At 65.4% G+C, this 26,421-nt stretch carries 29 protein-coding genes and 1 pseudogene; 10 read left to right on the top strand and 20 right to left on the bottom strand.

Annotation, left to right across the window (positions count from 1 at the left end; all coding sequences use genetic code 11):
• Positions 1 to 10 precede the first annotated feature (10 nt).
• Both HCA61_RS14015 and HCA61_RS14010 read left to right on the top strand, forming a co-directional pair.
• Positions 11 to 691, top strand: coding sequence for an amino acid ABC transporter permease (locus HCA61_RS14015; protein WP_169688781.1), 681 nt, complete (start codon positions 11 to 13; stop codon positions 689 to 691).
• Positions 688 to 1,593 carry an amino acid ABC transporter permease gene (locus HCA61_RS14010; RefSeq protein ID WP_169688780.1) on the top strand — a complete coding sequence of 302 codons (906 nt, stop codon included), beginning with the start codon at positions 688 to 690 and terminating at the stop codon, positions 1,591 to 1,593. Before HCA61_RS14015 ends, HCA61_RS14010 begins: the two co-directional genes overlap by 4 nt.
• A gap of 17 nt (positions 1,594 to 1,610) precedes the next feature.
• Here the strand turns inward: HCA61_RS14010 and recX are convergent, their stop codons facing one another.
• From recX to HCA61_RS13970, 8 genes are all read right to left on the bottom strand, one after another.
• Positions 1,611 to 2,225: a recombination regulator RecX gene (gene recX / locus HCA61_RS14005; RefSeq protein WP_169688779.1), complete on the bottom strand. Its 615-nt coding sequence runs from the start codon at positions 2,223 to 2,225 to the stop codon at positions 1,611 to 1,613.
• A 10-nt stretch (positions 2,226 to 2,235) separates the two neighbouring features.
• Positions 2,236 to 2,868: a GDSL-type esterase/lipase family protein gene (locus HCA61_RS14000; RefSeq protein ID WP_169688778.1), complete on the bottom strand. Its 633-nt coding sequence runs from the start codon at positions 2,866 to 2,868 to the stop codon at positions 2,236 to 2,238.
• Positions 2,869 to 2,901: 33 nt separating this feature from the next.
• Positions 2,902 to 3,387 (bottom strand): hypothetical protein, encoded by a 486-nt coding sequence (locus HCA61_RS13995; protein ID WP_169688777.1) that lies wholly within the window; start codon positions 3,385 to 3,387, stop codon positions 2,902 to 2,904.
• Between the two features lie 156 nt (positions 3,388 to 3,543).
• Positions 3,544 to 5,673: an intein-containing recombinase RecA gene (recA, locus tag HCA61_RS13990; protein ID WP_169688776.1), complete on the bottom strand. Its 2,130-nt coding sequence runs from the start codon at positions 5,671 to 5,673 to the stop codon at positions 3,544 to 3,546.
• A 191-nt stretch (positions 5,674 to 5,864) separates the two neighbouring features.
• Complete coding sequence (locus HCA61_RS13985) at positions 5,865 to 6,059, bottom strand: DUF3046 domain-containing protein (RefSeq protein WP_169688775.1); 195 nt, start codon at positions 6,057 to 6,059, stop codon at positions 5,865 to 5,867.
• A 47-nt stretch (positions 6,060 to 6,106) separates the two neighbouring features.
• Positions 6,107 to 7,252: a nucleotide disphospho-sugar-binding domain-containing protein gene (locus tag HCA61_RS13980; RefSeq protein ID WP_206040112.1), complete on the bottom strand. Its 1,146-nt coding sequence runs from the start codon at positions 7,250 to 7,252 to the stop codon at positions 6,107 to 6,109.
• Positions 7,253 to 7,318: 66 nt separating this feature from the next.
• Positions 7,319 to 8,041: a PIG-L deacetylase family protein gene (locus tag HCA61_RS13975; RefSeq protein ID WP_169688773.1), complete on the bottom strand. Its 723-nt coding sequence runs from the start codon at positions 8,039 to 8,041 to the stop codon at positions 7,319 to 7,321.
• Positions 8,042 to 8,062: 21 nt separating this feature from the next.
• A complete protein-coding gene (locus tag HCA61_RS13970; RefSeq protein WP_169688772.1) occupies positions 8,063 to 8,239 on the bottom strand; it encodes a hypothetical protein in 177 nt (58 codons plus the stop codon).
• 246 nt (positions 8,240 to 8,485) lie between these two features.
• Here HCA61_RS13970 and HCA61_RS13965 point away from each other — a divergent pair, with 246 nt between their 5' ends.
• The 3 genes from HCA61_RS13965 to HCA61_RS13955 are packed head-to-tail and all read left to right on the top strand — an operon-like array spanning position 8,486 to position 10,380.
• The gene (locus tag HCA61_RS13965) at positions 8,486 to 9,082 is read left to right on the top strand and encodes a biotin transporter BioY (protein WP_169688920.1); all 597 of its coding nucleotides are present in this window, start codon (positions 8,486 to 8,488) and stop codon (positions 9,080 to 9,082) included.
• A 15-nt stretch (positions 9,083 to 9,097) separates the two neighbouring features.
• Positions 9,098 to 9,778 (top strand): ABC transporter ATP-binding protein, encoded by a 681-nt coding sequence (locus tag HCA61_RS13960; RefSeq protein WP_169688771.1) that lies wholly within the window; start codon positions 9,098 to 9,100, stop codon positions 9,776 to 9,778.
• Complete coding sequence (locus HCA61_RS13955) at positions 9,775 to 10,380, top strand: energy-coupling factor transporter transmembrane protein EcfT (RefSeq protein WP_169688770.1); 606 nt, start codon at positions 9,775 to 9,777, stop codon at positions 10,378 to 10,380. Before HCA61_RS13960 ends, HCA61_RS13955 begins: the two co-directional genes overlap by 4 nt.
• Before the next feature lie 38 nt (positions 10,381 to 10,418).
• On the opposite strand, the gene HCA61_RS13950 is transcribed toward HCA61_RS13955, so the two are convergent.
• The 4 genes from HCA61_RS13950 to pgsA all read right to left on the bottom strand — a co-directional run bounded on the left by HCA61_RS13950 (position 10,419) and on the right by pgsA (position 13,620).
• Positions 10,419 to 11,228, bottom strand: a complete 810-nt coding sequence (locus HCA61_RS13950) for a hypothetical protein (protein WP_169688769.1) — start codon at positions 11,226 to 11,228, stop codon at positions 10,419 to 10,421.
• Between the two features lie 33 nt (positions 11,229 to 11,261).
• Positions 11,262 to 12,074, bottom strand: coding sequence for a PspA/IM30 family protein (locus tag HCA61_RS13945; protein ID WP_169688768.1), 813 nt, complete (start codon positions 12,072 to 12,074; stop codon positions 11,262 to 11,264).
• Between the two features lie 209 nt (positions 12,075 to 12,283).
• Positions 12,284 to 12,718 (bottom strand): helix-turn-helix transcriptional regulator, encoded by a 435-nt coding sequence (locus HCA61_RS13940; RefSeq protein ID WP_169688767.1) that lies wholly within the window; start codon positions 12,716 to 12,718, stop codon positions 12,284 to 12,286.
• A gap of 233 nt (positions 12,719 to 12,951) precedes the next feature.
• Complete coding sequence (gene pgsA, locus HCA61_RS13935) at positions 12,952 to 13,620, bottom strand: CDP-diacylglycerol--glycerol-3-phosphate 3-phosphatidyltransferase (protein WP_169688766.1); 669 nt, start codon at positions 13,618 to 13,620, stop codon at positions 12,952 to 12,954.
• A gap of 42 nt (positions 13,621 to 13,662) precedes the next feature.
• Here pgsA and HCA61_RS13930 point away from each other — a divergent pair, with 42 nt between their 5' ends.
• Positions 13,663 to 14,190: an amino-acid N-acetyltransferase gene (locus HCA61_RS13930; protein WP_206040028.1), complete on the top strand. Its 528-nt coding sequence runs from the start codon at positions 13,663 to 13,665 to the stop codon at positions 14,188 to 14,190.
• Between the two features lie 58 nt (positions 14,191 to 14,248).
• The gene (locus HCA61_RS13925) at positions 14,249 to 14,533 is read left to right on the top strand and encodes a YciI family protein (RefSeq protein WP_169688765.1); all 285 of its coding nucleotides are present in this window, start codon (positions 14,249 to 14,251) and stop codon (positions 14,531 to 14,533) included.
• Here the strand turns inward: HCA61_RS13925 and HCA61_RS13920 are convergent.
• From HCA61_RS13920 to thyX, 6 genes are all read right to left on the bottom strand, one after another.
• Positions 14,523 to 15,548: a TerC family protein gene (locus HCA61_RS13920; protein ID WP_169688764.1), complete on the bottom strand. Its 1,026-nt coding sequence runs from the start codon at positions 15,546 to 15,548 to the stop codon at positions 14,523 to 14,525. The genes HCA61_RS13925 and HCA61_RS13920 overlap by 11 nt on opposite strands.
• Positions 15,549 to 15,739: 191 nt before the next feature.
• Entirely contained in the window at positions 15,740 to 18,544 is a 2,805-nt protein-coding gene (locus HCA61_RS13915) for a DNA translocase FtsK (RefSeq protein ID WP_206040027.1), read from the bottom strand.
• 117 nt (positions 18,545 to 18,661) lie between these two features.
• Positions 18,662 to 19,285, bottom strand: coding sequence for a TIGR03085 family metal-binding protein (locus HCA61_RS13910; RefSeq protein WP_169688763.1), 624 nt, complete (start codon positions 19,283 to 19,285; stop codon positions 18,662 to 18,664).
• A 55-nt stretch (positions 19,286 to 19,340) separates the two neighbouring features.
• Positions 19,341 to 21,152 (bottom strand): ribonuclease J, encoded by a 1,812-nt coding sequence (locus tag HCA61_RS13905; protein WP_169688762.1) that lies wholly within the window; start codon positions 21,150 to 21,152, stop codon positions 19,341 to 19,343.
• The gene (gene dapA / locus HCA61_RS13900) at positions 21,152 to 22,057 is read right to left on the bottom strand and encodes a 4-hydroxy-tetrahydrodipicolinate synthase (protein ID WP_169688761.1); all 906 of its coding nucleotides are present in this window, start codon (positions 22,055 to 22,057) and stop codon (positions 21,152 to 21,154) included. Before dapA ends, HCA61_RS13905 begins: the two co-directional genes overlap by 1 nt.
• 71 nt (positions 22,058 to 22,128) lie before the next feature.
• The gene (gene thyX / locus HCA61_RS13895) at positions 22,129 to 22,884 is read right to left on the bottom strand and encodes an FAD-dependent thymidylate synthase (protein ID WP_247274167.1); all 756 of its coding nucleotides are present in this window, start codon (positions 22,882 to 22,884) and stop codon (positions 22,129 to 22,131) included.
• Between the two features lie 126 nt (positions 22,885 to 23,010).
• Between thyX and HCA61_RS13890 the strand changes: the two genes are divergently transcribed.
• Together HCA61_RS13890 and HCA61_RS13885 are read left to right on the top strand one after the other, a co-directional pair.
• The gene (locus HCA61_RS13890; RefSeq protein WP_169688759.1) at positions 23,011 to 23,604 is read left to right on the top strand and encodes a toxin-antitoxin system HicB family antitoxin; all 594 of its coding nucleotides are present in this window, start codon (positions 23,011 to 23,013) and stop codon (positions 23,602 to 23,604) included.
• 87 nt (positions 23,605 to 23,691) lie between these two features.
• The gene (locus HCA61_RS13885; RefSeq protein WP_169688758.1) at positions 23,692 to 24,132 is read left to right on the top strand and encodes an SRPBCC family protein; all 441 of its coding nucleotides are present in this window, start codon (positions 23,692 to 23,694) and stop codon (positions 24,130 to 24,132) included.
• 18 nt (positions 24,133 to 24,150) lie between these two features.
• Here the strand turns inward: HCA61_RS13885 and HCA61_RS13880 are convergent.
• Positions 24,151 to 24,393: pseudogene (locus HCA61_RS13880) on the bottom strand (flavodoxin family protein); the annotation flags it as partial.
• Between the two features lie 22 nt (positions 24,394 to 24,415).
• Between HCA61_RS13880 and HCA61_RS13875 the strand changes: the two are divergent.
• Positions 24,416 to 25,876 carry a recombinase family protein gene (locus HCA61_RS13875; protein WP_169688757.1) on the top strand — a complete coding sequence of 487 codons (1,461 nt, stop codon included), beginning with the start codon at positions 24,416 to 24,418 and terminating at the stop codon, positions 25,874 to 25,876.
• Positions 25,877 to 25,986: 110 nt separating this feature from the next.
• On the opposite strand, the gene HCA61_RS13870 is transcribed toward HCA61_RS13875, so the two are convergent.
• Positions 25,987 to 26,331: a DUF6011 domain-containing protein gene (locus HCA61_RS13870; RefSeq protein WP_169688756.1), complete on the bottom strand. Its 345-nt coding sequence runs from the start codon at positions 26,329 to 26,331 to the stop codon at positions 25,987 to 25,989.
• Positions 26,332 to 26,421: the final 90 nt, after the last annotated feature.

The following is a 26,421-nucleotide window of genomic DNA, read 5'->3' as shown; positions in this document are numbered from 1 at the left end:
GAGTTGACCTGTGGATCTGTTCAGCAAGTACGGCAGTCAGCTGCTCGAAGCATTCTGGACGACAATCCAGCTGACAGTGTTGTCCGCGATCGGTTCGCTGATCCTCGGCACGATCCTCGCCGCCATGCGGGTGTCACCGATCCCCGTCGCCCGAGCAGTCGGAACCGCGTACGTGACGGTCTTCCGCAATACCCCGCTGACCCTGATCATCATCTTCTGCCTGTTCGGCCTGTCACAGACCCTCCAGATCCATCTCGCACCGCAGTCCTCGCCGACATTTCTGGTGGACAACAACTTCCGTCTCGCGGTCCTCGGGTTGACCGTCTACACCGCCGCCTTCGTGTGCGAGTCGCTGCGATCCGGCATCAACACCGTCCACCTCGGGCAGTCCGAAGCCGGACGCTCGCTGGGTCTGACGTTCGGCCAGAATCTCCGTTTCATCGTGCTGCCGCAGGCATTCCGCGCAGTCATCGCACCGCTCGGTTCCGTGCTCATCGCCCTCACCAAGAACTCGACCATCGCATCGGTGATCGGTGTGGCCGAAGCGTCGCTGCTGATGAAGACGATGATCGAGAACGAGGCAGCCATCTTCGTCATCGGTGGAATCTTCGCTCTGGGCTTCGTGATCCTGACCCTCCCCACCGGCCTGCTGTTCGGCTGGCTCAGCAAGCGATTCGAGGTAGCGCGATGAGTTCGGAAGGCACTGTTCTCTACGACGCTCCCGGCCCGAAGGCCCGCGCGCTCTACCGGGTGCTGTCCGTGGTCGTGGCGGTCGTTCTCGTGGTCATTGCATACGTCGTGTACCGCGCACTGGATTCCCAGGGCCAGCTCACCGCAGCCAAGTGGGAGCCGTTCCTCGAGTCGTCGAGTTGGACGACGTACCTGATCCCCGGTATCCGGGGCACGCTGATTGCCGCCGCCCTGTCGATCGTGCTGGCCTTGGCGTTGGGGGCGATACTGGGCATCGGCCGACTGTCGGAACACCGTTCCATTCGGATGGTGTCCGGGTTCATCGTCGAGCTGTTCCGCGCGATTCCCGTCCTCATCCTGATGATCTTCGCGTACCAGGTGTTCGCGGAGTATCGACTGTTCAAGTCCGACTACCTTGCGCTCGCCGCAGTCGTGACCGGTCTGACGCTCTACAACGGGTCCGTGATCGCCGAGATCGTGCGCGCAGGCATCAATTCACTCCCGAAGGGACAAACCGAAGCAGCGTCGGCCATCGGTCTGCGCAAGGGGCAGACCATGCGGCTGATCCTCCTGCCGCAGGCGGTGACCGTGATGCTGCCTGCGATCGTGTCGCAGATGGTGATCGCGCTCAAGGACTCCGCACTCGGCTACCTCATCGGCTATGTCGAAGTGGTGCGGTCGGGGCAGCAGCTCGGTGCCTACTTCCAGAACTACCTGCCGTCGCTGCTGGTGGTGGCTGCAATCATGATCATCCTCAACAGCGCCCTGACCCGCTTCGCAACGTGGCTCGAGAAGCGGTTGCGGTCGAGCAGGCGCCGGGGTTCGACCACCGACGGTGAGCCGGATGCCCCGGTGCCCGTGACGGCAGTACCCGGGATGGACATCACCGGTCCCCCTCGGTGAGGTGACGAGCAGAAAGTTCAGTCGAGTGGCTCGTTCGCGTCAGCTTCGAAAGCCCCGAGTTCGTCGCGGACCACCTCGAACGCCATCCCCTGCGCGTAGCCGCGACGGGCAAGCATCCCGACGAGTCGTCGAACCAGCTTGTCGCGCTCGGCCGCGATCTCACGCCGGTCGCCCTCCGTAGGCAACGGCGCCTGGGTGCGGAGCTTCTTTCTGACCAGTTCCACGGCCCGTTCGCGTTCTGAATCACTGTCGATCGCGTCGAGGGCATCGGCCGCGTCCTGCTGGTCGATGCCCTTGCGGCGCAACTCCAGTGCTATCGCACGCTTACCCTTCCCCGAGTACAGATGCCGCGAGCGCACCCACTGGTGGGCGAAGTCGGCGTCGTCGATCAGCCCGACCTCGGTGAGACGATCGAGAGTGCGCTCGGCGATCTCAGCCGTGAAGCCCTTCTGTTCGAGTTTGGTGGCGAGTTCGGCACGACTCCGAGCACGATCGGTGAGAAGCCTCAGGCACACGTCCTTGGCCTGCGCTTCGGTGCCACCACCCGGTTCGGGGCGGGCCCGACGCCCGCGACCTCCCGGTGCGGTGGCCGTGTCGCTCTCGGATGGTCCGACATCTTCAGGATCGTCCATGCTGAAAACCCTAGACGCGGCCACCGACCGATTCCGCCGGCGTCCCGAGCCACGCTGCGATGTCCGCGCGCACGAGTTCGGCGAGGTCGGTGTAGCCCTGCGCGGACGGATGCGCACCATCGCCCTGCTCTGCTTCTCTCATCCACGAGGTCGCGCCCGCGAGATGCGAGAACGTGCGGAGGTAGGGCACAGTGCGCCCCTGACACACCGCCGCCAGCCGCTCGTCGAGGGCCGCTGTACGGGTGTTCTGCTGTCCGTCTGCAATCGGTGGTGGCCCGACCACGAGTGTGGGCCACCCGTGGGACGCAGCATCATCGAGGATCGCGGCGAGATTGGATTCGGACTCCGCGGGCTCGACGCGAAGTGCGCCGTCCTGCAGAGTCGTGTCGTTCACACCGAACAACACGATCACCCGGTTGTCGCACTCGCGGGGAAACCGGGCGAGCGCTTCGCCCTGCCAACGTGCCCGCACATCGGAGGACGTGTCGCGCCGGACACCGAGATTGTAGACCGTGAGGTCGACGGACAACTCGCGGAGCGCAAGCTCGGCGACTCGTCCCACCCAACCGCGAAACGCGGGATCTCCGACACCCGCGACGAAGGAATCACCGAAGACACACAACCGTATGGGACGCACCGTCATCCCACCGATGCTGCCAGACGATCAGTGAAGCGCTCAGGGAACGAACACCTCGAGGGGCGCTGGGACGACATGGTGCAGACTCGTGGTGGCGACGGAGAACAGGACTCGCCCCGGCCCCGTGGAGATATCCACGTATCCGCCGTCCTGACGACTCGGCGCGAGCCCCCTCGAATGGTTCACCATGTACTCCGGAACCGAACCCGAAGCGCCGGTATCGAGGTTGTTCCAGTTCACCAACGCGGTCACGGCGCACGTCGGCTTCCCTCCGCTTGCCGTACCGAGGTACGGCGCGAAGGTCATCGATACGAGTGCGGCGCCGGGATGATCGTGAGGAGATCGGATACTCGTGGTGATCTGGCCGGCGCACAACGGGTCGTTGCCTTCACCGAGGGTGTGAGTGTGGCCTGGGACGATCATGTAGTCGGTGTGATCGGCGGCGGCAGTTCCGGTGACACCGAGAATCGTTGCGGCGCTCAGTCCGGCCAAAGCTGCGATCCTTGCTGAATGTCGTGTGGTCACGCGACAGGACACTACTTTTCGGCATCGACTTCCGCAGGGTCTGTCCGCATTGTCGCGGCCGCCCGGACTGTCTCGGCTGCCCGACGGCGCCCCACGTCGGATCGGAAGGGAGGCACGGATCGCTCGATCCGTGCCTCCTTCTCATCGGCTCGGCGGCTAGAAGTCGGCTTCCTCCGCCTCAGGGTCGGTCAACACAGCACCGATACCCAACTTCTCCTTGATCTTCTTCTCGATCTCGTCGCGGATGTCGGTGTTCTCGAGCAAGAACTTGCGGGCGTTCTCCTTGCCCTGACCGAGCTGATCGCCTTCGTACGTGTACCAGGAGCCGGACTTTCGGATGAAGCCCTGATCGACACCCATGTCGATCAGCGAGCCTTCCTTACTGATGCCCTGCCCGTAGAGGATGTCGAACTCGGCCTGCTTGAACGGCGGCGACACCTTGTTCTTGACGACCTTGACGCGGGTGCGGTTGCCGACCGCGTCGCCGCCGTCCTTGAGCGTCTCGATGCGCCGAACGTCGAGCCGGACGGAGGCATAGAACTTCAAAGCCTTTCCACCCGTGGTGGTTTCAGGAGAATTGTGCACCATCACGCCGTCGACGAAGTAGTTGTGATTGCCCTCGACCTCGATATCGAAACGATGCATCGAACGAGTATCGGGCTTGACGTGGACATCGAGCACCCGAGCAGGAACCAAACGCTGCGTGGTGTCGACGAACTGCGGCGTCACGGTGCCGAGACCGCGGAACCGCGGCAGGAGCTTGTATTCCATCGACGGGGCCATGTACGGCGCCACGATCTCCTGGAACTTCGCGCTCGCTTCAGTGGTGAACGTGAGAACCGCAACTCCGCGGGCGCCCGCACTGCGCAACTTCACGTCGAGACCGTGAGTGTCGCGCAGGTAGTCTCGCACTCGTTCTCGGGAGCCTACACTGAACGCCTCGACGCAGATCTCGATGCGGCCGCTCCCACCCGCGGTCCGTTGCTGCAGCCCCTTCGAGCGCACGCTGAAGGAGCCGTCGTCCATGTACCAGACGGCCAGCGACAGCGGCGTGAGTGCCTTGAGGTACTCCTCTGACAGGAACTTCTTGCCGTCGCCGAGATAGACCGCGCGCTGAAGCTCGGCGAGCTCGGGCAACGGAGTGAAGTCGACGAACTTGGCACCCTTGTCGTTGGTGCGCACAGACTGACCGATGTTGCCGAGCAGCCCGGACTTCCAGTCGAGGTACTCGTGCTGCTTCGCACCGTGACCCATCCGAAAGCGAACACCGTTGCGGTCTCGACGGTTCGGCGACAGGTTACCGTCGCCCATCAACGATCCGAGAACGACCTCGAACTGCTGATCGCTCAGACGGTGCGGTTCCATCGCGAGAACGCGGTCGCCCGCGATGATGTCGCCTGCGTGCGACCAACCACCGGGCGTGCGAATGAGGTGGTTCGGCGTCGCAGCGAACTGGGAACGACCGTTTCCACCGGACTTCTCGACGGTGAACTGCAGGAAATGGTCGGCCGGGCCGTTGTCGAACCAGTTGACGATACGGCGGGGCACGATCTTGTCGGTGTCGGCGTCGTAGGACATGACCTCGACGTCTAGCTTCTGATTGACGATCTTGCCGATCTTCTCGGTCGTGCCGTCGGCCAACTGCACCCTTGTGGAGTAGTTGAAGCAGCCGAACATGACTCCGATCTTCTCTCGCAGCTGGTTGATGAAGATCGCGGTGGTGCCCGAGTTGTTGAGCGCACCCGTCATCTTGCGCAGCGCCTGGCTCATCAGTCGGGCCTGCAGGCCGACGTGGCTGTCGCCCATTTCACCTTCGATCTCGGCGCGGGGCACGAGGGCTGCGACCGAGTCGATGACGAGGATGTCGAGCGCGCCGGAGCGGATCAGCATGTCGGCGATCTCGAGGGCCTGCTCGCCGGTGTCGGGCTGCGACACGAGCAGGGCGTCGGTGTCGACACCGAGCTTGCGCGCATACTCCGGGTCGAGGGCGTGCTCCGCGTCGATGAACGCGGCGATGCCGCCTGCAGCCTGAGCGTTGGCCACAGCGTGGAGGGCCACCGTGGTCTTACCCGAGGATTCCGGCCCGTAGATCTCGACCACCCGGCCGCGAGGCAGGCCACCGATACCGAGCGCCACGTCGAGTGCGATCGACCCGGTCGGGATCACAGCAATGGGAGGACGGGCATCCTCCCCCAGGCGCATCACGGATCCCTTGCCGAAATTCTTGTCGATCTGCGCCAGAGCAAGCTCGAGCGCCTTCTCGCGATCGTGTGCCTGTGCTGCCATCTTGGTCCCCTTCATCGTGTCCCGTCCTGATTGTCGACGACGCTACAACCGGGCACCGACATCTTTCGCTGCCATGACCGCGGACCCGCCGAAACTGTGGAGAAAATCGCCGCCTGTGGACGGACGCCTTTCGCCATCGAACATCCTCAGCATAGGGGAACATTTGTTCGAATGCATGCAAATGTGTTCGATCAACGACGTGCGGCGGGCACGCCGAACTCCTCACACAGCGCCCGCCATACCTCGCGAGGTTCCTGACCTGCCTCGATCGCTTGCTCCGCGGTCCGTCCATCCAGCTCGAGCAGAATGTGGTCCCGTAACAGGGCATCGCCGTATACCTGCCCGAATTCGTCTCGGACCATCTCATGGAACTCTGTCAATCGCACGGCACCACCGTAACGGCCGAACCGAATTGCCCGCAGTGACGATCCGATCAGCGAATTGCGCCCACACACACCGCGACCGGGTCCTCGACGTCCTTTGCTGTCGCGGCGGCGCGCCTGGCCGCCTCCGCGAACCGCGGCTCTGCCAGCACTTCTGTGACCGCAATCCGGACCGACGCGGCGTCGAGAGGCCGGACCACCACCGCGCTCCCCTGTCGCGCAGCCCGGTTCGCGAGTTCCCACTGATCGCCTCCACCCGGCACGATCACCGCGGGCACCCCCGCGCTCAAGGCTTTGGCAAGCATTCCATGCCCGCCCCCACAGACAACGACATCGGCATCGCTCAGAAGAACGTCCTGACGTCCGCTCCCCGCGACCGCCCATACCGGGAGCACACTCTCCGGCGGTTCGAGCATCGTGGCCGCAACGCGCATCCCGAGCCCATCCAGGCCCTCACACACCGCGTCCAGCATCCCGACGACTCCGGTGGTCGCCGTCGACGGAGCAACCATCACCAGAGGTCCGTCGCCCGGAGGAGGTTCGAGAACGGTCGCGGTCGGCTCCCAATGCAGCGGGCCCACGACGTGGGCGTTCGACGGCCAATCCGGCCGCGGTACCTCAAGGGCAGGCACGGTCGCGACGAGTCTCGCGATCGGTCCTGGGTCCTGCGCAGGTAGACCGATCCCGACGCGCGCGGCGGAACGTTCGCGCTCCCCCTGCCGTAAGGATCGCGCCGTGAGGCCGCGCAACACCGCGTCACGGGCCCGTCCGCGGAGCCCCACCCCGGGCTCGAGACCACTGCCGATCGGAGGCAGGCCGCGCGACGGCCGGTAGAGCGGATGCGGAGACAGCTCGACCCACGGAATCCCGAGCCGCTCGGCGGCCATTCCGCCGCCCGCGGTGATGACGTCGGAAACGACAAGATCAGGCAGAAGCGCGCTGAGAGCGGGTAGCAGAAGTGTTGCGATGTGCGCGGCCCGCGCGTGGATCTTCGCACCCGCATCGCCGTCGTCGTCGTCGGCCCTCGGAGTCAGCCCTTCGAGCGGCGCCACCGTCACGCCGGGCACATCGATGTCGAACCAACGCCGGCCGGTGAAGAGCACCGCTTCGTGACCCGCATCGACGAACCGTTTACCCAGCGCAATGGCGGGAATTGCGTGTCCCGCATCCGGCCCTGCCACCAACGCCACTCGCATCGGCCCAGACTGCCACATGAGCGTGATCATCTCGAGCGCGCGGGCGCCCGACCCTACGCCCGGTGCCTATCCGGCGAAGGTATAGAGGTCGAAACCGACAGCGCGGGTCGCCGGAAACCCTGCCAACGGTCCTGTCGCCATGTCGACCTGCGCTCGGGCCTGCTCGACGACGTCGATGTCGGAGAGTGCCTCGAGGTACCGGCGATGCGCGGCGAGTGACTCCACCGCCACGTCGACAGTGCCGGTGACATCGACTGCGTGCGACGCGGCGGGGGTATTGACCGCTACCCACCGCACTCCGGGCCACGGCGCGAGTCCTTGCTCCACGCTGAGTTCCGGAAAGATCCATTCGTTGGCGGCGTCGGAGACGGCATCGAGCACACACAACCCCAACGCACGATGGTCGGCGCTGTTCAGCATGCCCGGGAACCACGTGAGCCCGAAATTCGCGGTCACCACCATCTCGGGCCGATGCCTCCTGATCGCTCCTGCCACATCACGCCGCAGGTCGGGTCCCGCAACGAGACGCCCGTCGGGGTGGCCGAGGAACTCGACGGACTCGACACCGACGATCGCCGCTGATGCCCGCTCCTCTTCCTCCCGGAGCGGACCGCACTCTGCGGGCGGCAAGCCCGCTATCCCGGCTTCCCCACTGGTAGCGAGGACATACCGGAGGTCCTTGCCCTGCCGAGTCCACCGGGCCACCGCCGCAGCCGCGCCGTACTCGATGTCGTCGGGATGAGCAACGACGACGATTCCCCTCGTCCAGTCCTCCGGCACAGGTTCCATACGTCCACTATGCGGTCTCGCTCAGACCCGCGTGATGTCGTCGCGCCGATTCCCTCCGGAGATGGCCTTGTACAGCATGTAACCGCCGAACGCGATCGCACCCAGCACCAGGATCCCGAACAGGTGGTCGAAGACTGCGCCGATCACCGCAAGCCCGATCCATACCAGCACCACTACACCGACAATCTTCCAGAACATCGTCTTCTCCCGCCTCGTGCCTGCGCACGTTCCGTGTCGTACTCACACGATCCTGACACGACACTGCCGAGAAAACACCAGCTCAGAGCATAGATCAGGGAAAGATCAGGGGATACCCGCAGAAGCCGGGGGGACCACTCGGGGTCGCCGTTCACCCAGGGTGGTGGTGCGGAACTCTCCGTACCCGCCTACGCTCGACGGGTTTGGTCCTCAATTCGGAAGTCGACTGTCGGAAGCTGAGTGAACGTGTCCCCGAGCCGCCCTACCCCCGCCCGCGACCTGGCGCAGATCGCGGTGTTCGCCGCCCTCATCATCGCTCTCGGCCTGCCAGGGCAGATCACGATCGGCTCCTCGGGCGTCCCGATCACCCTGCAGACCCTCGGCGTCATGCTCGCCGGTGCACTGCTCGGCGCACGCAAGGGCATGCTGTCGGTCTCGACCGTGATCCTTCTCGGGCTTGCACTTCCGGTACTCGCAGGGGGACGGACGACACTCACCTCACTTGCCGGCCCCACGGCAGGCTTCCTGCTCGGCTGGATCCCGGCAGTCGCGGTGATCGGATGGCTCAGCGCTCGCATGCTTCCCCGCTATCGCGTTCTCCCGGGTATCGCGGCGAATGTACTCGGCGGCATTGTGGTGCTGTACGTGTTCGGAATCGCAGGCATGGTGTTGCGAACCGATCTGACCGTGTGGGCCGCGCTCGCAGCCAACGTCACGTTCCTTCCTGGCGATCTGTTCAAGGCCGCAGTGGCCGCCGCAGTGGCCGCCCAGGTGCATCGGGCCTATCCCGCCCTGCTCATGTCCCCGATCAGACACACGCCCACCGCCGACCCCGCACACTGAACGCTGCACCACCCGATGAGCGAGATTCGTTTCCAGCAGGTCCGCCACGCCTACGGTGAGCGTGCGGTCCTCGACGACGTGAACGTCGTCCTGACCGAGCCCCGCATCGGCATCGTCGGCGCGAACGGCAGCGGCAAGTCGACACTCGCACGCATGATCAACGGGTTGGTCGTCCCCACCTCCGGTTCGGTGACCGTCGACGGACTCGACACCGGCCGCAAGGGGCGCGAGGTCCGTAAACGCGTCGGATTCGTCTTCACCGACCCGGACCACCAGATCGTGATGCCGACAGTCGCAGAGGACGTTGCATTCTCCCTGCGCCGTAGCTCCCTCGGTAAGGCCGAGCGCAACGAGCGAGTCCGGCAGGTGCTCGACGACTTCGGCCTCGCCGCGCATCATGACCACCCGAGTCACCTCCTGTCCGGGGGACAGAAACAGTTGCTCGCGCTCGCCGCGATCATGGTCACCGACCCGCAGATCCTGGTCGCGGACGAACCGACCACTCTCCTCGACCTACGCAACACCAAACTGATCGCCCGGACTTTCTCGAACCTCCGACAGCAGCTGATCGTCGTGACCCACCAACTCGATCTGCTCGGCGACTTCGATCGGGTCCTCGTCGTCGATGCAGGACGCATCGTTGCCGACGATGCACCGGGTCCGGCGATCACGTTCTACCGGGACCTCATCGGGTGAGCATCGTCGGCCTGCACCACCCTGGGCACTCCCCGCTGCACCGACTTCCTGCAGGGGCCAAGCTCATTGTCGTGTCACTGACGATCGTCGTCATGACGCTGTGGATCCGACAGCCGTGGCAGGTCCTTCCCTGTGCGGTCGCCGTGGCAGGTGCCTACGCCCTCGCCCGGATCCCGGTACGGCTCGCCGCAACGCAATTGCGGCCGCTGCTGTGGATGCTCGCGGTCATCGCGGTTTTCCAGGTGATCGTGGCTGGATGGGAACGCGCCGTAGTCATCTGTGGATCGCTGTTTCTGGCGATTGCTCTGGCCCTGCTGATCACACTGACCACTCGTATGACGGACATGCTCGACGCGATCGTTGCGGCTGTACGACCCCTTCGACGGGTGGGAGTGGACCCGGACCGGGTCGGTCTCGTGCTCGTGATGACGATTCGTTGCATCCCGCTGTTGGGATCGATGGTCGCACGTGTCACCGAGGCTCGTAAGGCACGAGGGCTGGGCTTCTCGTTGCGGGCTCTGGTCGTGCCGATCGTAGTGGGCGCGCTCATGACCGCAGAGGCGATGGGAGAGGCGCTCGCGGCACGCGGTGTCGACGACTGACAGGGTCGACGACCGACTCTCGCCGATGCAGTAGCGGGTCAGTGTCGGTGGCGTTCCTGGATCTGCTCGATCTCACGCCAGGACTGCGCCCAGCTCTCCAGCCGTTCCGACGCATCTATGAGTTCGGTCCGCTGCCGGTCGAGGAACGCCATCGACCGTGTACCTTCAGGCGCTGCGGCCAGTTTCGCAGCAGCGGAGACGAGTTGTTCGTATTGATCGACGCCCGAGTCGAGCCGCTGCCCCGCCGCCGTGATGGCGGGACCCAGGTGAACGCCGGCCGCCTCGCTGGCTCGGGCAGCGGATTCGAGCGCCACGATGTCTTCGACGACGCTGTCGAGCGCCGACGACGCCGACCGTGCGGCCTCTCCGATCTCCTCGAGGTCGTCACCCGCCACGGCACCGGATTTGGAGACGACGGCGAGTAGTCGCTCGAGGCCCTGCTCGTTACTCGACAGCCGCTGCATTGCAGCTCGGGCCACCGATCCGGGCGGCGGTAAGGACCGGCGCGCTGGAGAGGCCGGTGGGAGCGGAACCGCGTCGAGACGACGGAAGGTACGCAACGCAAAGATCGCCGGCACCGCGAACACAGCGGTTGCACCGCCGGTAGCCACGACCGTCCACTCGGGCGCCGACGCCGCGACCAGAGTTGCGGTGCCGATCCCCCACGTTCCGGCGGTCATACCGAAGAATCCGGCACGACGCCGTGCACGGCGCTTCTTTCGTCGGAGCTTCGCCGCCGGATCACGCCATCGACGGGCGACGTCCACCGCAGCGTCGGTCACCTCTCTGAGCGCGGCGACGGCCGGACCGGGAGTCATTCCGGTCCGGCCGTCGTCGGGTGTGCTCATGGTTGTCGAGTTCGCTCGATGGAGGTTGCGCGACTACTGGGACCCTGCAGAGCCTGCAGCGTTCGGAGGCTCCTTTGCAGTGTTGACGGCGGGATTCGCCGGTGCGCCGCCCGGCAGTGCATCGCCCTTCATCGAAGCACGGATCTGCTCGAGACGGCTGTGGCCGGCCATCTGAACGGTGGCCTGCTGCACTTCGAGCATGCGTCCCTGCACCGAGTTCTGGGCAAGCTCGGCCGAGCCGAGTGCGGTGGCGTAGCGCTGCTCGATCTTCTCGCGCACGGCATCCAGGCTGGGCGTGCTGCCCGGTGCGGAGAGCGTCGAGTCCATGGACCGCAGCGATTCACTGACGCGTTCTTGCATCTTCGCCTGCTCGAGCTGGCTCAGCAGCTTGGTGCGCTCGGCCACCTTCTGCTGTAGCGCCATGGCATTCTGCTCGACGGCCTTCTTGGCTTGAGCCGCGGCCTGCAGCGACTGGTCGTGCAGGACCTTCAGATCCTCGACCGACTGTTCGGCGGTGACGAGCTGCGCGGCGAAGGCCTCGGCTGCATTCGTGTACTGGATCGCCTTCTCCGTGTCGCCGGCGTTGCTGGCCTGGTCGGCCATCATCACGGCTTGACGAGCGCTCGCATTGAGCTTCTCGACCTCGTCCAGCTGCCGGTTCAGCTTCATCTCCAGCTGGCGCTGGTTGCCGATCACCGATGCTGCCTGCTGTGACAGCGCCTGGTGCTGACGCTGTGCGTCCTCGATCGCCTGCTGAATCTGAACCTTCGGATCGGCCTTCTCATCGATCTTGGAGTTGAAGAGCGCCATGAGGTACTTCCAACCCTTGACGAACGGATTAGCCATGGGTGTGATCCCGCCTCCATCTGTACGCCGCGCCGAACGCGACCCGGTGCGCGACCCTCGCGCACCGGTTCCGGTTCGCCGTGCCGGTCACCTTCGACTCGACCGATCCGGCGATCCCACCTGGCGACTCGAGCCACCCCCCGGGACGGTGACCCACGCTGTGTCGCTATCGTCCGTATTCGGCGTGGCCGACACGGTCGCGATCCATGTTATGCCGCGGCGAGCGCCCGTGCCGCCGGTGCTGGAATCACCACGCGAGTCTCCTGCGTGATGAGCGACTCCTGGGCAAGCAGCGGGTCCGAGTTCAGCAGGGCTGCGTCGACCGTTTCGACACCCGACTCGGAGTGCGCAGCGTCCGGGCCCGCATAGCCACCCGGCATCATCACGTCCGCGCCGGCAGGCTGCAGAGCCCGGTCGGCAAGCGACTCACTGACGTCGAAAAGCACGTCGGACAGGGGCACGTCGAGTGCGTCGCAGATCGCGGCGAGCAGTTCGCTCGACGCTTCCTTCCGCCCTCGTTCGACCTCCGAGAGATAACCGAGACTGACCCTGGCGCTGCTGGAGACTTCACGCAGGGTGCGGCTCTGCGAAACACGGGTGCGCCGAAGGCTGTCACCGAGTGCCTCACGCAACAACAGCGCCATCGCATCCTCCTTCGTCCGTCGTGCCTATACCTCGACAACGCGCGACACGGTCGCGAGGTTCCCGGGCATCCACCGGACTTCGAATACCGCGGTGCACAGACATTACATCGCCGCCGGGGAACCCGAGCGCGTGAGTAGCCGTTGCCTTCCGGTGGGCAAACCTGAACATCCCAGTTCGCTTCGTCATCAGGCAGCTCGCGTCGCAGTGTCCTCAGCCGGAGCCTGACGCGCTGTCACGCGGGCTCACCGTTGAGGTGCTCCTGTTCGGCGCGACGTACACCGGCGCGCAGCCTCGCCGCCTGGACGATGTAATCGAGCCCGGTGACGACCGTGAGCGCTACCGCCAGCACGATCAAAGCCATAGCGAACGGTGCCACGACGTCGGGCAGCGGAAGCAGATACACGCCGATTGCGACGGTCTGCACCAGAGTTTTGAGTTTGCCGCCACGGCTGGCAGGTATCACTGCGTGCCGTAGTACCGCGAAGCGCAATGCGGTGATACCGAGCTCGCGCACGGCGATGATGCCGGTTATCCACCACGACAGATCTCCGAGCAGCGACAGCCCGACCAGGGCAGCCCCGATGAGCGCCTTGTCCGCGATCGGATCGGCCATTTTGCCGAAGTCCGTGACGAGCCCGAACCTCCGGGCGAGTTGCCCGTCGATACGGTCGGTGATCGCGGCGATCGCGAAGACCCCTGCTGCCGCGAGCCGCCAGAGAGTCTCCTGTCCATCGCCGATGAACAAGAAGACGAGGAACACCGGTACCAGTGCAATACGCAGCACCGTGAGTATGTTGGCGATGTTCCACAGCGGGACCGGGTCGTGCGCGGAACCGGCATTCGGTCCCGGTGCGGCGCCGCTCCCGCCCGATGCGGCAACGGACTGGCGGGGCGTGCTCATGCGCCCACAATATCGGTACACTCACGCGCTACTGTTCACCGCATGACTTCACCGGCCCACGAACAGGACACGAACGACCGGATTGTCGTGCGGCGCGCCCGAACCTCCGACGTGCCGGGGATAAAACAGCTGATCGACATCTACGCCGGGAAGATTCTGCTCGAGAAGAATCTCGTGACCTTGTACGAATCCGTTCAGGAGTTCTGGGTCGCCGAACTCGGAGGCAAACTGGTCGGGTGCGGGGCTCTCCACGTTCTGTGGTCGGATCTCGGCGAGATTCGCACCATCGCGGTAGACCCCCAAGTCACCGGACGCGGCACAGGGCACCTCATCGTCTCGCGCTTGATCGAGGTCGCACGTGAACTCGAACTCGAACGGCTTTTCGTCCTCACTTTCGAGGTCTCGTTCTTCGCACGCCACGGGTTCGCGGAGATCGACGGAACGCCGGTCACCTCCGAGGTTTTCGCAGAAATGTGCCGGTCGTACGATACGGGCGTCGCGGAATTCCTGGACTTGAGCTACGTGAAGCCCAACACGCTCGGCAACACCCGGATGTTGCTGACCCTGTGAGTTCGACCCCGCGATCCGAGAATCCCGAACCGTCGACCCTGTACGGAAGTGAGAACCCATGGCCCTGTTTGCTGTCGAATACACCTACTCCGATGCCACCACCGCGGCCCGCGACGAGCACCGCCCGAAGCACCGTGCCTGGCTCGGAGATCTGGTCGAGAAAGGCACGGTGCGAGCAACTGGGCCCTGGGCAGACGGTTCCGGCGCGCTGATCCTCATCGACGTCGCCGACGAGGCATCAGCGCACGAACTGATGGCGCAGGATCCGTTCGCTCAGCTGACGCTGATCGACGCCGTCCGGATCACCGGCTGGAATCCGGTGATGGGTGTGTTCAACGACTGAGGCCCTTCGCCCCGGACGTGTGGTCACCGGGCTCGTCGTTCTGCCGCCTGTCGTCGTGTCGAGACTTGATCAAGCTCGCAACCGTGGTGACGATGAGCACCCCGACGATCACGATCAGCGACACCGCAGTCGAGATCTCCGGGACCATCACGTGTTCGCCACCGTTGATGAATCCGAGTGTGTTCTCGTGCAGAGCGTGGAGGATGAGCTTGACGCCGATGAAGCCGAGAATCACCGACAGGCCGTACGAGAGAAAGACAAGGCGCTCGAGCAAACCACCGATGAGGAAGAACAACTGGCGTAGCCCCATCAGAGCGAAGGCGTTGGCGGTGAACACCAGATACGGCTCGCTGGTCAGTCCGTAGATCGCCGGGATCGAATCGAGCGCGAAGAGGATGTCGGTGAAGCCGATCGCGAGCAACGCCAGCAGCATCGGGGTGACCATCTTCTTGCCGTCGATCCGAGTGACGAGCTTGTCGCCGTCGTATTCGTCGTGGACCGGCAGGAACTTGCGGGCGAGAACAACCATCTTGTTCTCGGACACACTCTCGGTTTCATCGCCGTGGTCTCGGATGAGCTTGACGGCCGTGTAGATCAGGAAGAATCCGAACAGGTAGAACACCCAGCTGTAGGCGTTGATCGCGGCGGCTCCGACCGCAATGAAGATGCCGCGCATCACCAACGCCAGCACGATCCCGATCGTGAGGACCTTCTGCTGAAATTCACGTGGTACTGCGAACGTCGCCATGAGGATGACGAAGACGAACAGGTTGTCGACCGACAGCGCCTTCTCGGTGATGTAGCCGGCGAAGTACTCGCCGCCGTAGGTCGGTCCCCACACCAGGAACACGACGACACCGAAGACGATCGCGATGGCGATGAACACCGCGGACCAGAAACCGGATTCCCGAAGGGTCGGCGCGTGTGGTTTGCGGACGTGAGCGAAGAAATCGAAGACGAACAGCCCGATGATCACTGCGATCGTGATCAACCAGGTCGCCAATGTGACGTGCATATGCACTCGGCCTTCCGGTAGGTATGTACCTGCCGGAGGTCTCTCCCGCCCGGGAACGAATCCCGGACCGGCAGTCCCGGAGCGACAGCGGTGCCGAACGTGTTGACGAGACTGCCGCGAATAAGGGGATACTCCCCTCCACAGCTGTCACGATTGTGCCACATGCACCACGCGGCGCACGCCGCGACACGTCACATGCCGCCGTCGTCACCTTCGGCCGCATCGCCACCGCCCCGGATCGAATAGAGCAGACCGTCGAGCTCATCCGGCTTGACGAGTACCTCACGAGCCTTGCTGCCTTCGCTCGGGCCCACCACGCCTCGGGTCTCCATGAGATCCATCAAACGGCCGGCCTTCGCGAACCCGACGCGGAGTTTGCGCTGCAGCATCGACGTCGATCCGAACTGACTCGTGACCACGAGTTCGACCGCTTGCAGGAACACATCGAGGTCGTCGCCGATGTCGGGATCGACATCCTTCTTCTCGCCGGCCTTCGGAACCGTGACGCCCTCGTTGTACTCGGGCTCGGCCTGAGTCTTCGAGAACTCGACCACCGCCGAGATCTCCTCGTCGGTGATGAAGGCGCCCTGCATGCGGATCGGTTTGCCTGCACCCATCGGCAGGAAGAGTCCGTCGCCCATACCGATGAGCTTCTCGGCGCCGGGCTGATCGAGGATGACCCTCGAGTCGGTCAGCGAGCTCGTCGCGAACGCGAGCCGTGAGGGCACGTTCGTCTTGATCAGGCCGGTCACGACGTCGACAGATGGCCGCTGGGTGGCCAATACGAGGTGGATACCGGCGGCACGAGCCTTCTGGGTGATCCGCACGATCGCGTCCTCGACGTCGCGCGGCGCGGTCATCATGAGGTCCGCGAGCTCGTCGACGATGGCCAGAATGTACGGATACGGGCGGTAGACACGCTCACTGCCCAGCGGCGCGGTGATCTCGCCCGACTTCACCTTCGCATTGAAGTCGTCGATGTGCCGTACTCGGTTGGCCTGCATGTCCTGGTAGCGCTGCTCCATCTCTTCGACGAGCCACGCCAGTGCGGCTGCAGCCTTCTTCGGCTGCGTGATGATCGGTGTGATCAGGTGTGGAATGCCCTCGTACGGCGTCAGTTCGACCATCTTCGGGTCGATGAGGATCATTCGCACTTCCTCCGGTGTCGCACGAATGAGCAGCGACACCAGCATGGAGTTGACGAAACTGGACTTTCCGGAGCCGGTGGAACCTGCCACAAGGAGGTGCGGCATCTTCGCAAGGTTCGCAGAGACGAAGTCGCCTTCGATGTCCTTACCCAGACCGATGACGAGCGGGTGGTGATCGCGCCGAGTGGAAGCGGCCCCCAGTACGTCGGACAGGCGTACGAGTTCACGATCGGAATTGGGTACCTCGATGCCGACCGCGGATTTCCCGGGAATCGGTGCGAGCAACCGGACGTTGTCGGTCGCGACTGCGTACGCGATGTTTCGTGCGAGGGCAGTGATCTTCTCGACCTTGACACCGGGCCCGAGTTCGACCTCGTATCGCGTGACGGTCGGGCCTCGGGTGAAACCGGTGACCGCTGCGTCGATCTTGAACTGCTCCAGGACCTCGGTGATCGCCTCGATCATCTGATCGTTGGCCGCCGAGCGAGTCTTGGGCGGGTCGCCCTCCATCAACAGGGACAGGGACGGCAGTGTGTAGTCGCCCTCGACGACCCGGTCCGGAACGAGAGGCTCCATGACGTCGGAAGCGGGCTCCGGCGGGGCGGGCGTCGGCACGGCCGCCGCGGCTGTGGACGCCTTCGGCTTGGCGCGGGCTCGCGGTTTCGGAGCTTCCGGCTCCGGTTCCGGCTCGGGTGCCTGCGACGTATCCGGCTCGTCCCACAGCGGCAGGACCTCGGTGCGTGCGTCGCCGTCGAACTCGTCGGTCGGGTAGTTCTCGCTGGGGGTCCGGCGACGGCGCGACCGCGGTTTCTCGGTGTCGTCCTCGTAGAGCAGGGGATTGAGATGGTCGGAGTAGCCGTCGTGCTCGGGGTCGTATGGACCGTACTCGTCGTGATGCCCGTACCCGTCGTCCTCGCGGTAGGGCAGGCCGAAGAAGTCGCGGAAGAGTTCGGGTAGTTCACGGATTGTGGTGCCGGTGATCAGCAGGATCCCGAAACCCATGGCCATCAACATCAGCGGTACCGACAACCACACCGTCAGGCCGGCGGTGACCGGACCGCCGACCGCTGCACCCACGAATCCCGCGCCCTCCGAGCGCCCGTCGGCGTCGGTGGGTGAGCCGGACGCGATGTGCCAGAGTCCCAGCGCAGGAAGCGCGACGAGCAACGACCCGAGTACCAGGCGCGGGCGCGCTTCGGGCCAGGGTTCGGTCCGCATGAGAACCACCGCCACACCGACGGCGACGAGAGGTAATACGGCACTCGCCCCTCCCGTGACCGCCCGCACTCCGGTTTCGATCCACTCCCCGACCGGGCCGCCAACGCCGAACCACACGGAACCTGCGACAACCACCGCGAACGCGACGAGACCGAGTGCGATTCCGTCACGACGGTGACCGTGTTCGATATCGGTCGCGCGTCCCATTGTTCGAGTGGTGGCACCGAGTCCCCTGGCGATCATGAACCAGGTGGCACCGACGCTCTTGCCGATCGCTGTGAGCAGTCCTCCCGATGCTCGGCGAGGTGGCGCGGCGGAACCTCCCCGCGGGCGCCTCGCGGGGGTTCGGCGCGCCGCGGACGAGGCACGCGCACCGGAAGCCTGAGGCTGACGTTTGCTGGGCGACTTGGAACTCGAGGATTTCGCGGCAGGTTTCCTCGGTGCCGACTTCTTCGGTGCCGACTTCTTCGCAGACGAACCCTTCGCGGAACGCGCGGCGGGTTTTCTCGCAGACGAGGTCGATCTGGTGGCGGCAGCCTCCGCTCGACCGGATGAGGTCGACGCGCGCGTACCCGACCGCGACCGAGAGGTCGCGGCGGACGATGCGCGGCTACCCGACTTTCCTGCCATATCCGCCAGGGTAGCCGCATGGCCCACTGGCGAACCATCAGCAACACGGGGCCCACACGGCGGCACTGGTCACAGCACCGAACCGGAAGACTGCTCCCCGGCGACGATGCGTGCTGCTCAGAGTCCCCTTCTCGAACCCGCGAGCTCGGCGATATCCGCTTCGGCCCCGTCTTGTTCGAGGCGCACCTCGTCACGCCCGAACGCGTGGAGGAGCAATTCGGACGGTCGTCCGCTCAATACGACGGTGCGCGGCCCTCGCTTGCGCACGGTCACTCGCTCACCGCCCACGCGCTCGAACACGACGGTGATGTCGGTGCCTCCGTAGCTTGTGCGACCGATGGTCCGCGCATACTTCCAGAGTTGATCTTCATCGTCCGCGGGCAGGGGACGCGGTTCCCATCCCGGAACGCTCCGGAGCACGTCCTCGTGGTGCACGAACATCTCGGTGGCATTCGCCACCGAGTCGACGAGATACAGGGGCGACCACTTGGGAGGCCCGGAATCGATGTCGGCGAGCAGGTGCGCCCACTGACGGTCGGTCACCTCGCGGCGGACCTTCTCCGTGTGCGCTGCGAACGCCGGGATCATGATTCCGGGCATCGTGTCGATGCGTCGTTCGCGCACCAGCAGATGCGCCGCGAGGTCGCGTGTCGTCCAGTCACCACAAAGCGTCCGGGCTTCCGGACCGACCTCCGACATCGTTTTGACCAAGGCATGCCGTTCACGTCGGGCAAGGCTCATTCCGCCACTCTAACGAGCAACTAGAAAGACGGCACCACCGATCCCGGCAGGTGCCTCAGGAGACCGCGATGACCGTGGGAACGATCATCGGCCGGCGCCGGTATGTGTCGGCGACCCACCGACCGACGACACGACGGATGCCCTGCGCGATACGGTGCGTTTCGGTCACGCCTTCCGCGGCGAGTTCGTTGAGTGCCTTGTCCACCAGTTGCGCTGCTTCGTTGAGCGCGGTCGGATCGTCGGAGAACCCTCGCCCCGACACCTCCGGTGCGCTCACCGCACGACCGGTCGTGGCATCGACGGCGACAGAAATCGAGATGAAGCCACCTTCGCCGAGGATCAACCGGTCCGACAGGGTGGACTCGCCCACGTCGCCGACGGAGAGACCGTCGACGTACACATGGCCGACCGGTACCCGGCCGACGATCTCCGCGAGCCCGTCGACCATGTCGACGACAACGCCGTCCTCCGCGAGCACGATCCGTTCTTTCGGTACACCTGTCGCTTCCGCGAGCGCCGCATTGGCACGGAGATGACGCCACTCGCCGTGCACCGGCATCGCATTGGTCGGTCGCACCGCGTTGTACAGGTACAACAGCTCACCGGCCGAGGCGTGGCCCGAGACGTGAACTTTCGCGTTCTGCTGCGTGACGACAGTGGCGCCGCGTTTGGCGAGCCCGTTCACTACCGCGAACACCGAGTTCTCATTGCCCGGGATCAGCGACGAGGCAAGGACTACGAGGTCGTTCTCCTTGACGTTGATCTGGCGGTGTTCGCCGCGCGCCATTCGCGAGAGGGCCGACAACGGTTCGCCCTGCGAACCCGTCGAGACCAGCACGAGCCGATCGTCCGGCAGCGACGCCGCTGTGTCGATGTTGACCTCGAGGCCGTCCGGCACGTTGAGGTAGCCGAGATCCTGCGCGATCTGCATGTTGCGCACCATCGAACGCCCGACGAACGCGACCCGCCGGTTGTAGCGGTGTGCAACGTCGACGACCTGTTGGATTCGGTGCACGTGACTCGCGAACGAGGCGACGATGACACGGTTCTTCGCTTTGCCGATGACGTTGTCGAGCACGCCGCCGATTTCGCGTTCCGGGGTCACGAACCCGGGAACCTCCGCGTTGGTGGAGTCGACGAGGAACAGGTCGACGCCCTCGTCGCCGAGGCGTGAGAACCCGGCGAGATCGGTGAGCCGGTTGTCGAGCGGAAGCTGGTCGAGCTTGATGTCGCCGGTGTGCAGCACGACGCCGGCTGTGGTGCGGATCGCGACCGCGATCGCGTCCGGGATCGAGTGGTTGACGGCGAAATACTCGCACTCGAACGGTCCGTGGGTGGTCCGCTCCCCTTCGGTGACCTCGGTGAGGTTCGGGCGCAGCCGATGTTCGCGACACTTGGCGGAAACGAGCGCGAGCGTGAATTTCGAGCCGACGACCGGGATGTCCGGACGCAGTCGCAGCAGGAACGGCAGCGCGCCGATGTGATCTTCGTGTCCGTGGGTCAGGACGACCGCGTCGATGTCGTCCAGGCGGTCTTCGATGTACCGGAAGTCAGGGAGGATCAAGTCGACGCCCGGCTGCTGGTCCTCGGGGAACAGCACACCGCAGTCGACGATGAGCAGACGGCCCTGGTGCTCGAACACCGTCATGTTGCGGCCGATCTCGCCGATGCCGCCGAGTGCGACGACGCGCAGGCCGGTCTTCGGGGCCTTCGGCGGCGTACCGAGGCGGGCGGTGGGATCGGTCGCTGGTCTCGCGTCGGGGCGCTTGGTAGCGGCGGAGTTCTGAGGGACGCGACGGGTGGGCTTGGATGTCGGAGGCCCGGCGTTGCGGGTCGCGCGACCACGGCCACGGTTGGGACGGCTCATCACAGCACCCCCGCTGCGTGCAGATCCGCGGCCAGCGCGTCGATCTGGGCGGTCACCGGGGCCACTTGCGGTAGACGTGGTTCCCCGACATCGATTCCCATCAGGCGTAAGCCGGCCTTGGAGGCGCTCACCCCGCCGAGCCGCGCGACCGCACGGTAGATGGGGATTAACGACAGGTTGATCTTCCGTGCGAGTTCGAGGTCGCCTTCGACGAATGCGGCGTGCAGTTCGCGTAGGCGTCCGGGGACCAGGTGTCCGATGACGCTCACGAAACCGACGGCTCCGACGGAGAGCCACGGCAGATTCAGTGGGTCGTCGCCGGAATAGAACTTCAGGTCGGTGGTACCGATCAATTCTGCACCGGCGTTGAGGTCGCCCTTGGCGTCCTTGACCGCGACGATGCGGGGATGTTCCGCCAGCAGGCGCAGAGTCTCCGTTTCGACCGGGACGACGGAGCGTGGCGGAATGTCGTAGATCATGACCGGAAGATCGGTGGCATCGGCCACCGCAACGAAATGCGCGTAGAGGCCGGCCTGCGGCGGCCGGGAGTAGTACGGGGTGACGACGAGCAGACCGTGGGCCCCCGCACGAGCGGCGTCGCGGGCAAGCTCGACGCTGTGGGCGGTGTCGTTGCTTCCTGCGCCCGCGATGATCTTCGCGCGGTCGCCGACAGCGGCGAGCACGGCCCGCATCAGTTCGATCTTCTCGTTCTCGGTGGTGGTGGGCGATTCGCCGGTGGTGCCGGCGAGAACCAGTGCGTCGCAGCCACCCTCGACGAGATAGCTCGCGAGGCGCACACCCGCATCGATATCGAGCTTGCCCTCGGCAGTGAACGGGGTCACCATCGCTGTTGCGATGGTGCCGAACGGAAGCTCGACAGCAGTTGCGGAATCACCGTTGGTCATGGTCAGAAGGCTACCGCGTAGAAGCTGCCACCCGGAACACGGCTCGTGTACGACACGGGCAGGCAGCGTTTTCAGCCGTCGATCTGGAAGCCCCCGGAGGCAACTTCGGTGCCGTCGGAGAGCGTGTTGATCGTGAAGTCGCAGAAGGCGTTCGGTGCCACCTCGGTGAGCTGCCGCAGACATTCCACGGCGAGCCTCCGGATCTCGACGTCGGCATGTTCGGTGGCGCGCATCGCCACGAAGTGCCGCCACGACCGATAGTTGCCGGTCACCACGATCCGGGTCTCGGTCGCGTTCGGCAGGACGGCTCTCGCGGCTTCACGGACCTGTTTGGCTCGCAGAGGTCCGGGCGGGAGGTGCGCAAGCTTCTCGTCGAGCGCGTCGATGAGTTCGACGTACGCGTCGCGGCTGCGTTCTGCTGCGCGAAAGAACAAGGCTTCGAGCTCAGGGTCGTCCTCGATGGCAGGGGGGACGACGACCGGTGCATCCCCACCCGGGACGAACCGTTGAGAGAGCTGAGAGAAGGAGAAGTGTCGATGCCGGATCAGTTCGTGCGTGCACGACCGGGAGATACCGGTGATGTAGAAGGTGACCGTCGCATGTTCGAGCACCGAATCGTGACCGACGGCGAGAAGGTGGTTGAGGTACCCACTGTTGGTGGCAGTCCGAGGGTTCGGCTTCGACCAGCTCTGATAGCACGCGCGGCCGGCGAACTCGACGAGCGCTTCCCCGCCGTCGGCATCGGTACTCCACGGCACGTCGTCGGGCGGCAGGAATTCCGTCTTGGCGATGAGCCTGACCCTCGGTCCGATCGGTTCCGGCGCCACGCTCGTCTCCCTTCCGCGGTTCCGCACGGTGTTGCTGCTCGACCTTAGCGCTCGGTCGAGCAACTCTCCCGAGTGACATCAACCCCGACGGTTGACTGACATCATTAATGACGTCACACTGACGTCATGAATATCGATGTTTATACCGATGCCATCGCCGACTCCGTGCGGAACGCCGCAGAACTGGGCGACGAGCAGACTCGTCGCACTGCCGCTGCCCTCGCCACCGCCGTTGCCGCCCCCGCCCGGCTCGCAGTCCTGAGCGCACTGTCCGACCTGGCCTCCCAGGTGTCCGAACAACTCGGCGACCGCAGAGTCACCGTCCGCCTCGACGGAGCCGACGCGGTCGTCGAGGTCCATGACGGCCACGCATCCGAACCCGACGACACTCCCCCGACCTTCGAGGAGATGACCGGCGACATCAGCCGCGTCACGCTGCGCCTCGTCGAGCAGATCAAGACCCGCGCCGAGGAAGCTGCCGCGCAGAGCGGGGTTTCGCTCAATTCGTGGGTGGGACAAGCAGTCCAGGGCGCGCTGCGCGAGCAGATGCGCTACCAGCGCCGCGCCGACGAATGGCGCTGGCCCACCGCCAAACCCACCACCACACCCCCGGCACCCGAGCCCCCCGCCGAAGCTCCGGCCGACACCGAGAAACCCGCACCGGCCGATTCCGCCGGCGACGACCCCACCGGCAGCACCGACGACCGGCCGACCGACTGACGCGCCCCCGGCGTGCCGGTGGGGTAGATTTCCGTCGCACGCGAAGGCACAGTCCGCGAAGATGCGGACCCGAGGGGTGGAGTAGTCATGGCCGTCAGCAGCACCAGAAGCTTCGAGATCAAGGCGACACCGGAGCAGGTGATGGCGGGTATCGCAGCAGTCGAGCGACTCCCCGAATGGTCGTCGACGCACAAGTCCGTGACGATCGAGAGCACCCACCCCGACGGCAGGCCGCACCGCGTCCGCATGACCGTGTCCATCATCGGCATCACCGACGAGCAGGTCGTCGACTACTCGTGGAATGGCAACGAGTCGATGTCGTGGACCCTTGTGGAGAGCGCCCAGCAGAACGTGCAGGACGGCGCCTACACGCTCACCGCAACCGACAACGGGACCACGGTCGACTTCGCTCTCACCATCGATCCCAAGATCCCCGTTCCCGGATTCCTGGTACGCCGTGCGGAAAAGACCGCGATCGAGACCGCGGGCAAGGGCCTGACGAAATTCGTGGAGAAGAACTTCCGGTAGTGAGCCCGGCCGCCGCGGTCAATCCATCAGCTGGGCCGCCACGGTCGCACCGAGTTCCCAGCACGCCTCGAGATCGCTCTTGCTCGGCTTACCCGACGCGACAACGTAGTCGGCGGCCTTGACCCAGCCGAGTCCCGTCGTGATGCTGTCGACGGCGCGCTCGGCGCCTTCCGTGCCCTCGTTGCCGTGAACGTACAACCCATAGGGCCTGCCACGTGTCGAATCGAGGCACGGGTAGTAGCAGACGTCGAACGCGTGTTTATTTGTCGTAAACTCTCTTACTATGAGCACCGCGCTGACCAGCACCTACACCGACTCCCGACGTGCGCCGACCCGCGCAGTGATCTACACGCGCGTCTCGCGCGACCTGGCCGGTGGCCGCTCGGTCGCCGAGCAGGAGGCCGAGTGCAGAGCGGTGTGCGAGCGCAATGGGTGGCCGGTCGCCGAGGTGCTGACCGACAACGACCGGTCGGCTACCCGCTTCGCCACCAAGGACCGCCCGCAGTACGCCCGCCTGAGTGAGGTGCTGCGCCCCGGCGACGTGCTGGTGGTCTGGGAGCCCTCACGCGCTGGCCGGTCGATGGACCACTACGTCGATCTGCGCCGCCTCTGCACCGATCGACAGGTGATGTTGTCCTACAGCGGACGGCTGTTCGATCTCGAAGACGGTGACGACCGTTTCACCACCGGTCTCGACGCACTGCTGGCCGAGCGCGAGGCCGAGGACATTCGGAAGCGGATCAAGCGCGCCCACCGCAAGAACCTGGCCCAGGGTAAGCCCCACGGACGAGTCCCCTACGGCTACAAGATCGTTCGCGACCCCGACACCGGCAAGTCGACGGGCCGCGTCCCCGACCCGTCGCGCGCTCCCCTGGTCGCCGAGGCTGCGCGGCGCGTGCTCGATGGGCACAGCTTCGGTTCGGTGGTGCGGTGGATCGAGACTCAGGACCCGCTCGGCTGGGACTCGGCGAAGCTGCGCCGGATCATGGTGAACCCGACCTACGCCGGGTACCGGACCGTCAGCGCGAAGGTCGACGGCAAGCGCGGGCCGCAGGAGATCCACGGCAAGGGCACCTGGGAGCCGATTCTCACCGACGATCAACACCACGATCTGGTGGCGTTGTTCGCCGGGCGCAAGACCGGCCCGCGCGGCGTGCCAGTGAAGCATCTGCTGACCGGCATCGCGCGGTGCGCGGTGTGCGGCGAGTACGTGTGGAAGGCGCGCGGCGGACGCCGCAAGGGCGGCGGCAACTACGAGGTCTACCAGTGCAAGTCGCACTGCGTCGGGCGGAATATGCAGGCGACGGACGGTGTGATCTTGGGTGTCGTCGACGGCATCCTGACCACGCCTGAGTCGCTGGCCGCCCTCGCCGAGGTGCCGGCGTCTGACCCCACGGCCCCGGCGCGGCTGGCCGAGCTACGTCAACGTCTTGAGGACGTCGAGAACGAGATCGCCGAGGGCCGGATGCCGCCGAGCACCGGGGCGCGAGTAGCGACCCGCCTGGAGGCGCAGATCGCGGACGTCGAGGCCGAAGCGACCCCGGTGTTCACCGACCCCGTGGTGCGAGATCTCGCGACGGCTCCCGACCCGATGGCGCTGTGGGGCGAGCTGCCCCTGATCGCCCGCCGCGAGTTCATCCGGTCGACGATGACTATCACCATCGACCGCGTGGGCCGTGGCCGCTGGCACAAGCCCTCGGATGCCATCACCATCACCCCGCGCCGACCCGGCGACGCGGGATAGGTCCAGAACGCCACAGCGCCCCGCTCACGGACGTCCGCACCTCCCCGACACTCGGGGGCCAACTGTGCGAAATCGTCTGCGAGCGGGGCGCTCCGCGTTGAAGCGGCGCGTCAGGTGGAGCGGCGGGCGTCCTGGGTGAGCTTGGTCGCGCAGACCGGCCCGATGCCCGCCTCGATGCTCTCCTCGTTGGTCAGGGTTGCACCGCACAGCACGCACCGCCCGTACACCCTGCCCAGCGCGGCCACACGCTCCACATTCAGGCGCTCGCCGCGAGCACGGATCGCCCCGAGCGGGTCGGTGCCGACGTATTCCCACTCGAAGGCGTGGGCGTTGAACCGCTTCGCGTAGGGGCGTCCCGACCCGTGGACGGCGACTTGGACCTTGTAGATGAGCCGACCCACCTGCCAGTAGCCCTCAATCCCGTAGACGCCCAACGTGTCCCCGGTACCTCTCACTGGTCGTCGCCGTGGGAACCCCGACGACCGTCGAGCCTCTGCGCGTCGGGCCTCATCGCGCCGCACGACACTTTCAGATGGCCGCCCGAA

The organism is Rhodococcus sp. HNM0563, from assembly GCF_012726195.1.
In the GTDB taxonomy this organism is placed as follows: domain Bacteria; phylum Actinomycetota; class Actinomycetes; order Mycobacteriales; family Mycobacteriaceae; genus Rhodococcus.
The sequence above is the reverse complement of the archived record's forward strand: the minus strand, read 5'-3'. Positions and strand labels throughout refer to the sequence as shown.